General features: G+C 40.3%; 9 protein-coding genes. 5 read left to right on the plus strand and 4 right to left on the minus strand.

From position 1 onward, the window contains the following. Positions 1–5 precede the first annotated feature (5 nt). Positions 6–3,335 (plus strand): SusC/RagA family TonB-linked outer membrane protein, encoded by a 3,330-nt coding sequence (locus AY601_RS18520; protein ID WP_068403775.1) that lies wholly within the window; start codon positions 6–8, stop codon positions 3,333–3,335. Beyond that, positions 3,332–4,930, plus strand: a complete 1,599-nt coding sequence (locus AY601_RS18525) for a SusD/RagB family nutrient-binding outer membrane lipoprotein (protein WP_068403777.1) — start codon at positions 3,332–3,334, stop codon at positions 4,928–4,930. The genes AY601_RS18520 and AY601_RS18525 overlap by 4 nt, the downstream gene beginning before the upstream one ends. 8 nt (positions 4,931–4,938) lie before the next feature. Here AY601_RS18525 and nusG read toward each other — a convergent pair whose 3' ends face one another. The 3 genes from nusG to AY601_RS18540 all read right to left on the minus strand — a co-directional run bounded on the left by nusG (position 4,939) and on the right by AY601_RS18540 (position 8,972). Further along, positions 4,939–5,448, minus strand: a complete 510-nt coding sequence (gene nusG / locus AY601_RS18530; protein ID WP_157288005.1) for a transcription termination/antitermination protein NusG — start codon at positions 5,446–5,448, stop codon at positions 4,939–4,941. A gap of 347 nt (positions 5,449–5,795) precedes the next feature. Continuing rightward, positions 5,796–7,805, minus strand: a complete 2,010-nt coding sequence (gene tkt / locus AY601_RS18535; protein WP_068403782.1) for a transketolase — start codon at positions 7,803–7,805, stop codon at positions 5,796–5,798. 213 nt (positions 7,806–8,018) lie between these two features. Beyond that, positions 8,019–8,972 (minus strand): endo-beta-N-acetylglucosaminidase H, encoded by a 954-nt coding sequence (locus tag AY601_RS18540; protein WP_068403784.1) that lies wholly within the window; start codon positions 8,970–8,972, stop codon positions 8,019–8,021. A gap of 311 nt (positions 8,973–9,283) precedes the next feature. Here AY601_RS18540 and AY601_RS18545 point away from each other — a divergent pair, with 311 nt between their 5' ends. Further along, a complete protein-coding gene (locus AY601_RS18545; RefSeq protein ID WP_068403786.1) occupies positions 9,284–11,254 on the plus strand; it encodes a glycoside hydrolase family 97 protein in 1,971 nt (656 codons plus the stop codon). Here the strand turns inward: AY601_RS18545 and AY601_RS18550 are convergent. Further along, on the minus strand, positions 11,244–12,596 hold the full coding sequence (locus tag AY601_RS18550; protein WP_068403788.1) for an aminopeptidase P family protein: 1,353 nt from the start codon (positions 12,594–12,596) through the stop codon (positions 11,244–11,246). The two genes, AY601_RS18545 and AY601_RS18550, sit on opposite strands and share 11 nt — an antisense overlap. A 303-nt stretch (positions 12,597–12,899) precedes the next feature. Between AY601_RS18550 and AY601_RS18555 the strand changes: the two genes are divergently transcribed. After that, positions 12,900–13,442: an RNA polymerase sigma-70 factor gene (locus tag AY601_RS18555; protein ID WP_068403790.1), complete on the plus strand. Its 543-nt coding sequence runs from the start codon at positions 12,900–12,902 to the stop codon at positions 13,440–13,442. A gap of 68 nt (positions 13,443–13,510) precedes the next feature. After that, positions 13,511–14,467: a FecR family protein gene (locus AY601_RS18560; RefSeq protein ID WP_068403792.1), complete on the plus strand. Its 957-nt coding sequence runs from the start codon at positions 13,511–13,513 to the stop codon at positions 14,465–14,467. The last annotated feature ends 48 nt before the right edge of the window (positions 14,468–14,515 follow it).

Below are 14,515 nucleotides of genomic sequence, written 5' to 3' on the forward strand. Positions count from 1 at the left end.
TATAGATGAAGACCGTAGTCAAACTGCTGATTTTTTTTGCGCTGCAGGTTACCCTGAATGCCTATTCACAGATTAAGGTAACACTAAAATTGAAATCTGCTGGTTTTGAACAGGTTATTGATGCCATACAAAATCAAACTCCCTATCATTTTATTTATAGCGAAACACAGATCCCAACTCAGAAAATTACGCTGAAAGTTCGCGGGAAGGAAGTCTTTGCCGCGCTAAATCAACTCTTGAAAGGCACCGGTTTTACCTACAAATTACTGGAAAATAACCTGATTGCAATCAGGCCACTCACAGAAACCGTGGTCAGCACGCTGATCAGAGGAAGAGTCACTGATGAGAATTCGGCCCCTATCGCACGGACTTCCGTTAAAGTAAAAGGCACAGTGCTAAGTACTCAAACAGACCAGAATGGGGGATTTTCTATCCTTACTGTCCCAAATTCAGTATTGATATTCAGCCAGGTCGGTTATCAGTACCGCGAGTTCCCCCTCAAAGACCTGACCTCAGTACAGATTTCAATGCGTCCATTACAAAATGATCTTGATGAAGTAATGATTACTGCTTTAAATATCCCGAAAGAAGAACGAAAAATCGGCTATGCCATTTCTGCTATTAGCGGCTATTCTTTAACAAAAGCAAGAGAATCAAATATTGTCAACGCGCTGGAAGGACAAATTGCCGGCCTGAATATCAGCGGTGTAAATGGCGGTCCCAGTTCATCTGCAAGAATATTACTCCGTGGAGCAGCAAGTATGACTGCCGGCTCTCCTTTATTTGTAGTGAACGGGGTTCCAATTGACAATACACAGAGAGGGAGCGCCAATGAATATGGAGGGCCAGATTATGGAGATGGGATCAGCAATATCAATCCAGACGATGTGGAAACGATAACCGTTTTAAAAGGCTCGGCAGCCTCAGCACTTTATGGAGCGCGTGCAGCAAATGGTGTAATCCTGATTACGATTAAAAGTGCAAAGAAAAACGCTGGAGCTGCCATAGAATATAATACCAATCTATCTTTTGATAAAGTCATTAACAATACAGACTTTCAATACATTTATGGACAGGGTACACAAAATAAGCGGCCCGGAACTGTTGCTGCTGCCGTGGCATCCGGTTTATACAGCTGGGGGGAAAAACTGGATGGCCAGCCAACCATTCAGTTTGACGGCAATATGCATCCTTATTCCGCAGTAAAAGATAATATTCAAAAATTCTACCGGATAGCGCCGGCTTTTACCAATACCATTTCAATAAATCATGGTGGCCAGAATGGTTCTGTTCACTTGTCAGCTTCCAATCTTAACCAGCAAGCTACGATCAGAAATAGCAGTTTAGACCGAAAAACAGTTAACCTTTATACTACACATGACCTGACCCGAAATTTAAGTTTCACTTTTAACGGAAATTATATCCGCGAGTATAATAAAAACAGGTCTTATCTGAGTGACGGTCCTTTGAATGCAAATTATGGTATTGCTGCACTGGCAACAAACATAAACCAAGCAACGCTGTCCCCCGGATATAACCTGAAAACGGGTGCTGAAACTCCATGGAATGACGATGAATATAAAACCAATCCTTATTTCATCCTTAACCGACAGGCGGATTATTCAAGCCGCAACCGCTTTATCTCCTCTGCTTCTGCTCAATATAAATTCAACGACTGGATTTACCTGCAAGCCAGATTGGGATATGATAAAAGTAATGATGATATCCTGAGTGTTATTCCAACAGGAGCCGCCTTTTCTGTGAATGGAGAAGGAGGCATCAACTCGTTGAAAAAATCCAGTATTTCTGAATTAAACAGCGACTTTTTACTGGCAGCGAACAGAAATCTGAGCCAGGATCTTAAACTGGATGTTTCTGTAGGAACCAATTTCCGGAAAAGGGAAGTCGAATCGGCAAGCTTAATGGGTTCCAGGTTCATTGTTCCTTATCTGTATACCGCTTCCAATCTGATTACTGTCATTAACAATAATACCTATGCGAAGATAGTTACAGAATCGGCCTATTATACAGCAGATTTAAATTATAAAAACTACCTGAATTTATCCGCAACAGGCAGATATGATGTTTATTCTACCCTCCCCCGTAATAACAGAGGCATATTCGTTCCAGGTGTTTCGGCAAGTTTCGTTTTTTCTGACCTGCTGAAATTAAAGGGACTGAATTATGGTAAATTAAGAGCGAGTTTTGCAAAAACCAGTGGAGAGCCCATACAACCTTATACCACACAAACTTATTATTCAACCACCAGTGATATCAACGGAGTTCCATTAGGTAATTTTTCCAGAGATCTGCCTAACTATAACCTCCGTCCTTTCACCTTGAATGAATTTGAAACCGGGATTAATCTAAAAATGCTGAATAACCGTTTGTTCTTTGATTTCAATTATTTCCACCGGATTACAAATAACGAGATTATCAATGCCAAACAATCTGTAACCTCGGGCTTCACTTCTGCCTATGTCAATTTAGGGACAACCCGTAATACCGGAGTTGAAATACTTTTACAGGGAATTGTGATTGACCACAAAGATTTCAAATGGAGAACAGGCTTTAATATAAGTCATATTGATAACCGTCTGCTATCAATTGATGGTACGAGTAAGTATGCTTTAGCTGGTACTTACAGGCCATTAAATGCGTATACAGCCATGGTTGTTGGAAAACCAATTACACAGATTATGGCTTACGATTATCTGCGTGATGCCAAAGGAAATATAAGCATTGGTTCTGATGGTATACCCATGCGCGGGGATCTGAAAGCGATGGGCAGCACCCTTCCCAACGTTTATGGCGGTTTCAGTAATAATATTTATTATAAGAATTTCAACTTCTCCATGCTGATTGATTTTAAATACGGAAATAAGATTTTGTCAGCAACAGAAAATTATTCTTACGTATTTGGGTTGAATAAAGCAACGCTCGAAGGAAGAGAAACAGGTATTATAGCGCCCGGTGTGCATCCTGATGGTACAGTGAATACAACAAATGTTCCTGCCTATAGTTATTATCCGCAGCTGGCTACAAATATCTCCGCATTATCAGTGCTGAATGGTAGTTTTATCAAGGTCAGACAAGTTACGCTCGGTTATACAATCCCTGCAAACAGTTTGAGAAGAACACCTTTCAGTACGATTTCCATTGACTTGGTTGCAAGAAACTTATTTACACTAGTCAAATACACTAAAAATATCGACCCTGAGTCTGAGTTCTCTTCCAGCTTGAACTATGCTGGTATTGAGGGGGCTTCTTTTCCCGCTACCCGGACTTTCGGTATCAATGTCAATTTCAAATTTCAACAAGGAAAAAAACCATGAAGAAGTATACTATTTTCCTGCTAAGTTTTTTAATCGCTACCCAGTTTAGCTGCAGTAAGGCGCAGCTGGATAAAATCAATACTGACCCGACAAAATTACCTGGTGAATTGTATAATCCTGATGCACTGCTTTCGACTGCTCAATTCAAATCTTCTAATAAAGGATACTATCAATTGCTCTATCAAAGTACAATGATGCAGCTATTAGCCTCTACTTATGTTTATTATAACAATGGGGATAAGTATGTGAATGCGGGTAGTTTTACAGATTATCAGGGTAGAATCTTTGAAGAAGGTTATGCAGATGCTTCTACCATCAGGGAAATGCAGCGTCTTGCTAAAGAGAAAGATCCTGTGGCCTATTCCAATCTGATTCATATCGGTGATATCATGTTTGTCCTGATTTTACAACGGATTACTGATACTTACGGTGATGTACCCTATTCGCAGGCTTCAAAAGCAAGAGAAGGGATTAAATACCCGGTATACGACCGGCAAGAGGATGTTTATAAAGCTATGCTGGCCGACCTCGATCAAGCGATTAATGGTTTAGATCCGGCGAAACCGAAACCAACAGCAGATCTGTTTTATCAGGGAGATATTACCAAATGGAAGAAATTTGGTTATTCGCTGATGTTAAGAGTGGCCATGCGTTTAACAAAGGTTGCGCCTGATTTGGCAAGACCCTGGGTAGAGAAAGCGGCAGCAGGAACATTTTCTGATAGTCATGACAATGCGATAGTCATCACTGATGAGTCCAATCTTGATGGTCAGAACGGAACATCCCTGGCTTTACGCACAGTGTCTGATTATAGAGAGGTACGCTGGAGCAAAACACTGATCGATGAGCTGAGAAAGAACAATGATCCCAGATTGGGGGTGATTGCTGAGGTCCCACAAAATGGTCTGGCGAATAATATCAATGAAAATCTTGCGGGGAATACTGATGTAGCGGTCCAAACTGGTTTACCCAATGGTTATGATTTGTCTGGTGGCAGGTTTGACATCAGCAATTATGCAGGATATCCTGGTGGGACTGGAACAGGTGCTGATTTCGCCCCGCTTGGAAAGTATTCAAGACCCCGCACGGCAGTTTACTTAAAGTTGGGAGGGCCGAATTTTGTCATGACTTATGCAGAGGTTGAGTTATTGAAGGCCGAAGCAAAGCTAAGAGGCTGGAATATTTCAGGGACTGCAGCCGGACATTACGCAAATGGTTTAAGGGGAGGATTAGAGGCAATGGCACAGCTGGATCAGGTTGCGGCAATTCCGGATGCAGTAATTAGTGCGTATGTAGCGGATCACCCGCTGGATGAATCGAGCCAGGCAAAGTCTTTTGAAATGATCAATACGCAGTATTGGGTGAGCACAGGTACTTGTTTTAATTTTATAGAGAGCTGGTTGAACTGGAAAAGATCAGGTTATCCTGTACTTGCCCCAGTTAATTATCCAAGCAATGTGACGAACGCAACGATTCCAAGAAGATTGATTTATTTATCTACAGAAATATTAAATAATACTGATAATTATAAGGAAGCCGTGAGCAGATTACCAGGGGGGGATTTACTGACTTCAAGAATTTGGTGGGATAGATAATCACCTGATTAATTGCTGTAAATATAGTGATCCTGAATATAGGGAATGATTATATTTCTCTCTATCACACCACCCCGGACCAACATCTTTTTTCTTCCCATTATTTGAATGATTTCACAAGACAAACCTTTAAGTGGCCCCTGCTGGATATTTATTTTCTGGCCTGGTTTAAAATACATATCCGATACTTCTATATCAGTTTCATTTTTCAAGACTAATTTTAAATCCATAATTACATTTTCACAAACTTTTACTGGTTCCTTTCCCATTCTTACATAGGATAAAACACCCGTTATATTTTGTGCGCGGAATAAGTCCATTTTATCGTTCAGATATATAAATACATAGGAAGGAAAAAGTGGTGTATCAACATACTTTTTCCGGTCGCTCCATATTTTAAGCTTTTTAGTTACCGGCAGAAAGAATTGGATGTTCAGGCTTTCAAGAGAATCGCACACCTTTTTTTCATAGCGAGATTGTGTGTAGATGACATACCAACCATTGGTAAAATTTTTCATAAGGTTGTTCTTTCTGATAATTATCTGTAGCACAGATTGATTTGAGTATTTCTGATAAAAAGATAAAAAAATACTTCCCAAAACTAATTTATTACACAAAAAGCAACATAACCTACGCCAAATGACATTTTATAAGGATAATTATATATCAAACAATAATTATCAATTACATAAACACCTTATTTAATAATAATAATTTAATATATAGTTAACAATAAAAAAAACCAAATACTTAAATACAAAAATCACTTAACGCTAATCGTTTTTTCTATAGTTATCCATAGATCATATCCAAAAAAAAAGCTATTTAACTGACGTTAAATAGCTTTTTTAATTAAATACTATTTTTATTTACCTAACAGCGCTTTTGCTTTAGTCACTACATTATCAATCGTAAAACCGAATACTTTGTAAAGTTCTTCTGCAGGAGCAGATTCTCCGAAAGTATGCATTGCAATGATATCTCCTTCGTCGGTTACATATTTATGCCAGCCTAATGGCGAACCAGTCTCTACCGCTAAACGTTTACGAATAGCTTTCGGGAACACTTTTTCCTGATAGGCGGCATCTTGCTTTTCAAAGAGCTCCCAGGATGGCATACTGACAACACGGGCAGCAATTCCTTCTTCTTTTAATTTTGCCTGTGCGTCCAGAATTAAAGCAACTTCCGAACCAGTTGCGATCAGGATAAGCTCCGCTGTACCTTCAGCTTCAGAAAGAATGTATGCTCCTTTTTCAAGGTTTTCTGCTTTACCATATTTCTCCTGGTCTAACACAGGTAAACCTTGTCTGGTAAATACCAGCGCAACTGGACCATCCTTATGTTCAAGCGCTACTCTCCATGCCTGAGCTGTTTCATTTGCATCTGCCGGACGGATTAAAGTTATGTTTGGGATTGACCTTAAGGATATTAATTGCTCCACAGGCTGATGTGTAGTTCCATCTTCTCCCAAACCAATACTATCATGAGTATATACAAAGATAGGTCTGATTTTCATGATGGCTGCCAAACGGATCGGCGGACGCATATACTCCGAGAACATCAGGAAGGTTGCCCCAAAAGGAATCACACCTCTGGTTAAGGCCATTCCCACTAAAGCAGAACCCATCGCATGTTCACGGATACCGAAATGGAAATTACGTCCGGTACGGTCTTCTGGTGTGAAGGAAGTATATTCTTTAAGATTTGTATCCGTAGATGGGGCTAAATCTGCCGATCCACCTATTAATCCAGGTAAACTGGCAGCAATTGCATTCAGGACTTTTCCCGAAGCCTGACGGGTTGCCATTTTATCTTTCGAGGGCGCAAATACAGGTAAGGATTTTTTCCAGTCTTTTGGCAATTCACCTTTAAAGGCCTGTTCATAAGCTTCCGCAAGCTCAGGATGCGCCACTTTATACTGAGCAAATAACTCATCCCATTTTTCGTTCGCCTCAGTTCCTTTTTTACCCGCAGCCTGGTAGAACTCATCAACCTCTGCCGGAACAAAAAATGATTTTTCAGGATCAAAACCAAAAAACTCTTTAACCAGCTTAATTTCATCTGCCCCTAGCGGAGAGCCATGAGAGCCTGAAGTATTTGCTTTATTCGGGCTACCATAAGCAATTTGTGTACGCACTTTAATTAATGACGGACGATGAACTTCCGCTTTAGCATTTCTTACCGCATTGATAATTGCGGTAATATCATTTCCATCACTTATTTCCTGTACATGCCAGTTATAAGCTTCAAAACGTTTGGTCACATCTTCTGTAAAGGCAATATCAGTATCCCCTTCGATAGAGATATGATTATCATCATATAAATAAATCAAATTACCCAGTTCCAGATGTCCCGCTAAAGAAGCAGCCTCAGAAGTTACCCCTTCCATCATATCACCATCACTACAGATGGCGTAAATTTTATAATCAAATAAATCAAATCCAGGTCTGTTAAACCTTGCTGCAAGGTGCCTTTGTGCGATTGCGAAACCTACACCATTCGCAAATCCTTGTCCCAATGGCCCGGTAGTGACATCAACACCATCAATTAAACCATATTCAGGGTGACCAGCAGTTTTACTGTTCAGCTGCCGGAAATTTTTAAGATCATCAATAGTTACATTAAAACCGGTAAGGTGCAATAAACTGTACTGTAACATACAACCATGCCCTGCCGAGAGAATAAACCTGTCCCTGTTAGCCCAATCCGGGTTTTTAGGATTATACTTCATATAATGCGCATACAATACATGGCCCATTGGCGCAGCACCCATAGGCATACCCGGGTGTCCGGAGTTCGCTTTCTGTACAGCATCAATTGATAAGGTACGTACAGTATTAATTGCTAATTCTTCAATGTTAAGATTCGAATCCATTTTTAAGTATTTATTGTGATACTTTTACTACGATCAAATGCCCGATTTGTTTTAAACAAATGGATTTTTTACAGAATACCGATAAACAAACAGTCCACTGATTCTTAATTAATAATCCTCAAAAACTTAAACAGAAAACCTTAAAAATTTAAACAAAAAAAAGAGCGCTATCAGCGCCCCTCTTTCATTTTTGGTGTGTGTGTTACAGAAATACTATGGAGTATAGGTTGTACCCTGACCACCGTATAGTGCTTTTGATATACTTGATAAGTAAGTGCTTTTATTCGTACCTGTCAGATTATAGTATAGATAAACACCATAGCCCTCGTTTACAGTTCTGGTTGCATTTGTAGTTGCAGTAGTTACGCTGGTTGCCTGGATATCAGTCGCAGCAGGGCCTAACTGGCTTTTAGTCAAACCTGGAATATTAGGAACAGCATAAGTACTGTAATATGGGTTCCATGCATAGTTCACTTTAGAACCAACCGTTACGCCATTGTAAGATAAGTTAGCAGCTGAAGGCCCGATATTATAAAATGATATAATTTTATTTGGCATTAACTGACGAAGTGCAGTAACCAGGTATACAAAAGAACTTGAATTTGGTTGTCCCGTTCCATTTTTACCATATTCTGAATATTCATCATCAAAGTCAATTCCGTCTAAACCATAAGTAGTCACAGCATTACTCAATTGTTGCGCAAATGCCTGTGCAGCTGCCTGGTTAGGGAAGTTAGCAAAACCAGCCCCCTGGTGATTACCTAAAACAGAAAGCATTACTTTGATGCCTTTATCTTGAAGCGGCTTAATTTTGGTAGCTCTGTTATTTAATACACTGGTAACTTGAGGGTTAAAAAACAACTCCGCTTTTTGTGTAGTCGTGTTATAATTAATGTTGGCAGCGAAAATTATTCCGATATCAAATAACTGTTTGCCATTTGCCAGTTTGTACTTACCAACCTCTAGCATGTCATTGCTGTTTACTTCTACATAACAAACCCCAACAGGTCCGGCCTGGCCTATGGCATTCGTTTGATTGGAAGAAAGATTCTGATCAGGAGTTTGATTGACTGGTTGGTCCTTTTTACAGGCTGAAGCCATTAAAAGGACAAGACTTACCGAAGTAATTGCAGTCTTCTTTAAGATTGCATTGAATTTTTTGTTCATACGAATTAATTTGGTAGATGATTAATTGTTTTTTAAATATTTGGTTATTGTTGACTAAAGTCTGCCTGAACGTTTAAGTAGATAAAACGTTTAAGCATAGCTAAGTTAGTAGATTGATTTGAACAAACCAATAGTCCGGATTTCTTTTATCACAAGAACTAGACCAGCAGTAAAAAAGACCAGCAAACAACTGCTTTAAAACATTTCTGACCTTCAAATAAATAATTATATTTAGCTAATAATCAATAGGATAAACTAATATGTTTTAGTAACACCTAACTATTTTACGGATCTCAACAATCAACTCTGCTATGTCAAAAACAATTCAATTATTATGCTTTGCGCTGCTCTTTCAAACAGCAGCATTCTCTAAAGACTATATTTTACGGTCACCAGATAAAAAAATCACCATCAATATTTCAGTTGGTAAAAACATTACCTGGTCAGTGCTCAAAGATCAGGAACTACTGATTAAACCCAGTGCAATGCGCATGATTTTAAAAGATGGAATAAACCCTGGCATTATACCTGTGGTGTCTAAAACCATCAGTAAAGCTGTGAATCAAACTATTGTCTCTGTTATACCGGTTCGCAACAAGCTCATCCCCGAAGTCTATAATGAACTGAGGCTCCAGATGAAGGGCAACTATGCAATTGAATTCAGAGCTTATAATGATGGTGTTGCCTATCGTTTTGTAACTAACCTGGGCCCGCAGCCCATTGAGGTCAATGACGAAAAAGTAGCTTTCAACTTCCATGAGAATTGCCAGATCTATCTTCCTAAAGAAGATAACGCCGAATTGCAATCCCATTATGAAGGTGATTTTAAGCCTTCAAAACTTCAGGAAATTCCCGCTGAACACTATGGATATCTGCCTTTGTACGTGGCGACACCGGCAGGAACTAAAATGGTCATTACAGAGGCCGATCTTCATGATTACCCCAATCTATTTTTGTATGGAACCGGTACAAAAACATTAACTGGCCGTTTTCCTAAAGTGATTCTGGAGGCCAGTCCAAAACCAAACTCAGATCGTGCAGAAGTGATCGGCAGAAAAGCAAATTACCATGCAAAAACGACCGGAAACAGGACTTTCCCCTGGAGAACAATCATCATCACTTCTTCTGATAAGGAACTACTGGAAAATGAAATGGTTTACAAGCTCGCCAGACCAAACATACTGGCCAATACCGATTGGATCAAACCGGGCAAAGTAGCCTGGGACTGGTGGAATGACAACAATATTTACGGTGTAAACTTTAAATCAGGTATAAATACTGAAACCTATAAATACTATATAGATTTTGCCTCAGCTTATGGCCTGGAATATATTATTCTCGATGAAGGCTGGTCAAAATCAACCACCGACCTGCTTGCGCCAAACCCACAGCTGGATATTGAAGGCTTGGTTAAATATGCCACCACCAAAAATGTAGGGGTAATTTTATGGGCATTATGGAAACCGCTCGATCAGCATATGGAGGCTATCCTGGATCAATATGTGAAATGGGGCGTTAAGGGAGTGAAAGTAGATTTCATGGCAAGAGCAGATCAGTATATGGTCAATTTTTATGAGAGAGCAGCTCAGGAAACCGCTAAACGGAAACTCTTGCTGGATTTGCATGGAGCTTATAAACCAGTAGGGCTCAACCGGGAGTACCCTAATGTGATTAATTATGAAGGGGTCAAAGGCATGGAAAACAATAAGTGGGAAGAAACCATCACCCCGGTTCATAATACAACACTGCCCTTTACAAGAATGGTTGCCGGGCCAATGGATTATACACCAGGGGCAATGCTAAACTCGAATAAAGATGAATTTCATGTGAGCATGACTTCTCCGATGAGCAGAGGAACCAGGGCACACCAAACTTCGATGTATGTTTTGTATGACAGCCCATTGCAGATGTTATGTGACAACCCTTCCAATTATTTAAGAGAGCCTGTTTATACCCATTACATTGCCCGTTTCCCTACTGTGTGGGATAAAACAATTGCATTGGAAGGTAAAATATCGGAGTATGCAGTTGTAGCCCGCAAAAATGGGAACAACTGGTATATCGGCGGGATGACCAACTGGGATGCCAGGGGCTTTGATATCCCCCTGACTTTCCTGGATGGTAAAAAGTATAAAATTGAAATCCTTCAGGATGGAATTAATGTCGGCAAACATGCTGCCGACTATCAAATCATCAGTAAAGAAGTAGTTGCCGGAGAAATCCTGCACATCGATATGGCAGCAGGTGGCGGATATGCCGCTATCCTGACTCCTATCGGTTAGCATGCAATTCTGCAACAGTTTTGATCAGCGGGGAGCCTAAAAGACGGCTTCCCGTTGCTGTAATCAGGAAATCATCTTCAATTCTTATTCCACCAAAATCTCTGAACTGCTTCACTTTATCATAATTGATAAATTGAGCATGCTTGTTTTCTGCAGCCCATGAATCTATTAATACGGGTATAAAATATAATCCTGGTTCAACGGTAACGACAAAACCCGGTTCAAGCGCTTTACCTAAACGCAGCGACTTTAATCCAAAATCCTTACTTTTTTTCAGTTCAGCTGTATAGCCAATATATTCTTCTCCCAGATTTTCCATATCATGAACATCAAGCCCCATCATATGCCCCAGACCACATTGGAAGAATAAAGTATGTGCTCCTGCTGCAACTGCCAGTTTAGGGTCACCTTTCATCAGGCCTAAATCAGTGAGTCCGCGTACTAAATGTTCACTTGCCAGCAAATGCACCTCTTTATAAAGTACACCAGGCTGAAGCGCTTCAATAGCTTTTAACTGTGCATTCAGCACAATATTATAAACATCCTGCTGCAATGGGGTGAAAGCTTTACCTACCGGAAAAGTACGTGTTAAATCTCCGGCATAAAACATCTCGTTCTCTGCGCCACAATCACACAAAACCATTTGTCCATCTTTCAAAATAGTATTACCCGCATGGTTATGCAGAATTTCACCATTTACGGTAAGAATACTTGGGAAAGAAAGTTGACCGCCATTCGCAATAGCTACTGCCTGTAATTGGGCTGCAACTGCATTTTCAGTAACCCCGGGACGCGCAATCTCCTGTGCCTTCAGCTGCATCAGGGTACTGATATGAATAGCCTTTTCTATTTCTTGTATTTCCTGCTCACTTTTGATGGAACGTTGTGCTACAATTGCTTTAATTAAGGGTACAGAAGCCTCACCTGTTAATCCCCAATCCATCAATTTCAAAGAAGTTTCCGCTCTGTAAACCGGAAGAAAATGGACTTTCCTGTTGCCAGCCAAAGCATTAATAACCTCAGTCTTCTTTCTCGTAAAGGCAATACTTGCTTTTTCTGCCTGAGCTTCTATAGTTTCAAGCGCCCCCGTCCATACGATATCATCTACTGTAAGTTCATCCCCGAATAAAATCTCCTGATCGTTATCAATATCAATGATCAGGCACAAATCCGGCCTGCTGATCCCTGTAAAATAAAGGAAACAACTATCCTGGCGAAAATGATAAGTATTGTCCCTGAAATTCATCCCGCTTTCCCCATTCCCAGGCAAAAGGATAATTCCTTCTCCTATTGCTGATTTAAGCTTATTTCTTCTTTCCTGGTAGACTTCTTTAGCGAACATATCTGATTGTTTTTATAAGATCAAATTTATCAAATAAAAGTTAATGTTTCGTTATCCGCTTGTTACCTCAGCTTTTGATAAATTCCAGAAAGCGATCAGAGATGCGCTCTGATTCTATTACAGTACAGATACGTTAAGTACGCTCCGTATCAAACTACAACACAACCTAGCCAGAACCCTATCAGAATATAAATTAGTCATAGCGTTAAAATTGTCTGTTATCAGGCCTGGTCAGAAACTCTTGTTTTTAACCTAACATTAAGACAACACTCCACGGATATCTTTGCGAAAAAATCACAACCAATGGATCTGATGACTTCCTTAAAACAAGGCGATCAAACCGCAATGGACACCATTTACAAAACACACTGGGAGCAAGTATTTGATGCCACCTACAAACGTGTTGGTACAGAAGACATCGCACAAGACATCACCCAGGATATCTTCATCTCCCTCTGGGAAAAGCGCGAAACGCTGGAAATCAGAGAAACCCTTTCCGCTTACCTGTTAACGTCCGTAAAATACCGTGTCATTAACTACTTCAAAGCGAACCTGACTAAAGAAAAATACACAGAAGACCTTTACGCCCTGATCGGTAACACTTCTCCCCTGCACCCCACGAATGAACTGGCAGTCAAAGAAATCCACAAAGAACTCGATCAGGCAATAGCCGAATTGCCAGAGCGTATGCGCCAGATCTTTTCTATGAGCAGAAAACAGGAGAAATCGAACAATGAGATCTCCACAGAACTCAACCTCTCCCTACAGACTGTTAAAAATCAACTCACCGCAGCACTAAAGATTATCAGAAAAAGACTGGCCTATCTGACCGTGTTCTTCTTTTAACAAAACCGTAACCTAACCTTAACACCCTAAACCGGTACCACTGCCCGCTTAAGCTGACTTGTTGGTAGATGGAAGACAAAAAGCTTGCAGAGCAGCTGCTCAAAAAATATTCAGATGCCAAAGCGACCCCTAAAGAAATTGAACAGGTCGAAAACTGGTACAATTCCTATGAAGGAAAAAACAGGGTATTAAGTCAACACCAGAAAGCTATAATAGAACGCCGGATGCGCATTAACCTGCAACAGCATATCCAGCAAAAGCCTGAAATTAAAACAGCCTTACTCCGCAACAACTCATTTCTTCAAATTGCCGCCTCAATAATACTGGTTTGCAGCATTGGTTTAGCCTGGTGGAAAATTGGATCTCACCCGCAGCAAAAGCTACAACCAACTTTGCTCACTTCTAGTACTCAGGTCAACGAGAAGAAAACAATCATCCTGACTGACGGTTCAGAAATTACATTGAGTCCATCCAGCAGGCTGTCTTATCCTGCAAAATTTGCTACCTCATTCAGAGAGATCGTTTTAGAAGAAGGAGAAGCATTTTTTAAAATTGCGCATGAGGAGAAACGTCCGTTCAACGTACAGTTACCAGGAAAGCTTTATACAAAAGTGCTTGGTACATCTTTTACTATCCGCGCATTTAAAGCTTCCAATTCCCTGAATATTTCAGTTAGCACAGGTAAAGTGGCTGTAGGAAATAAAAGCCAGGTATTTGGTACGCTGACCAAAGGCCAGCAAATCACTTACGATAAAAACAAAGGAACAGCGATCATCAGCCAGACACCTGTTCCAGATACCAGGATCGCATTTGAAAGCATTAACCTACGGCAGGCGCTGCAAAAACTGGAATATATTTACTCCATAAAAATCGAACTGGCCCCAGCTTCCCTGGGGGATCTTGGCTGCACGGCAACCTTCCACAGCAAACAAAAACCAGAAGAAATTCTGACCATCATTTGCAGCCTGTACAATCTTAAATATGAAAGCAATCCAGCGCATCAATCCTTTAAAATCTATAAATAATGAAACACTGATACAAACCTGTCAACGGCAATGTTCAATACAGCCCCC

The sequence above is a fragment of the Pedobacter cryoconitis genome (assembly GCF_001590605.1).
Lineage (GTDB): Bacteria > Bacteroidota > Bacteroidia > Sphingobacteriales > Sphingobacteriaceae > Pedobacter > Pedobacter cryoconitis_A.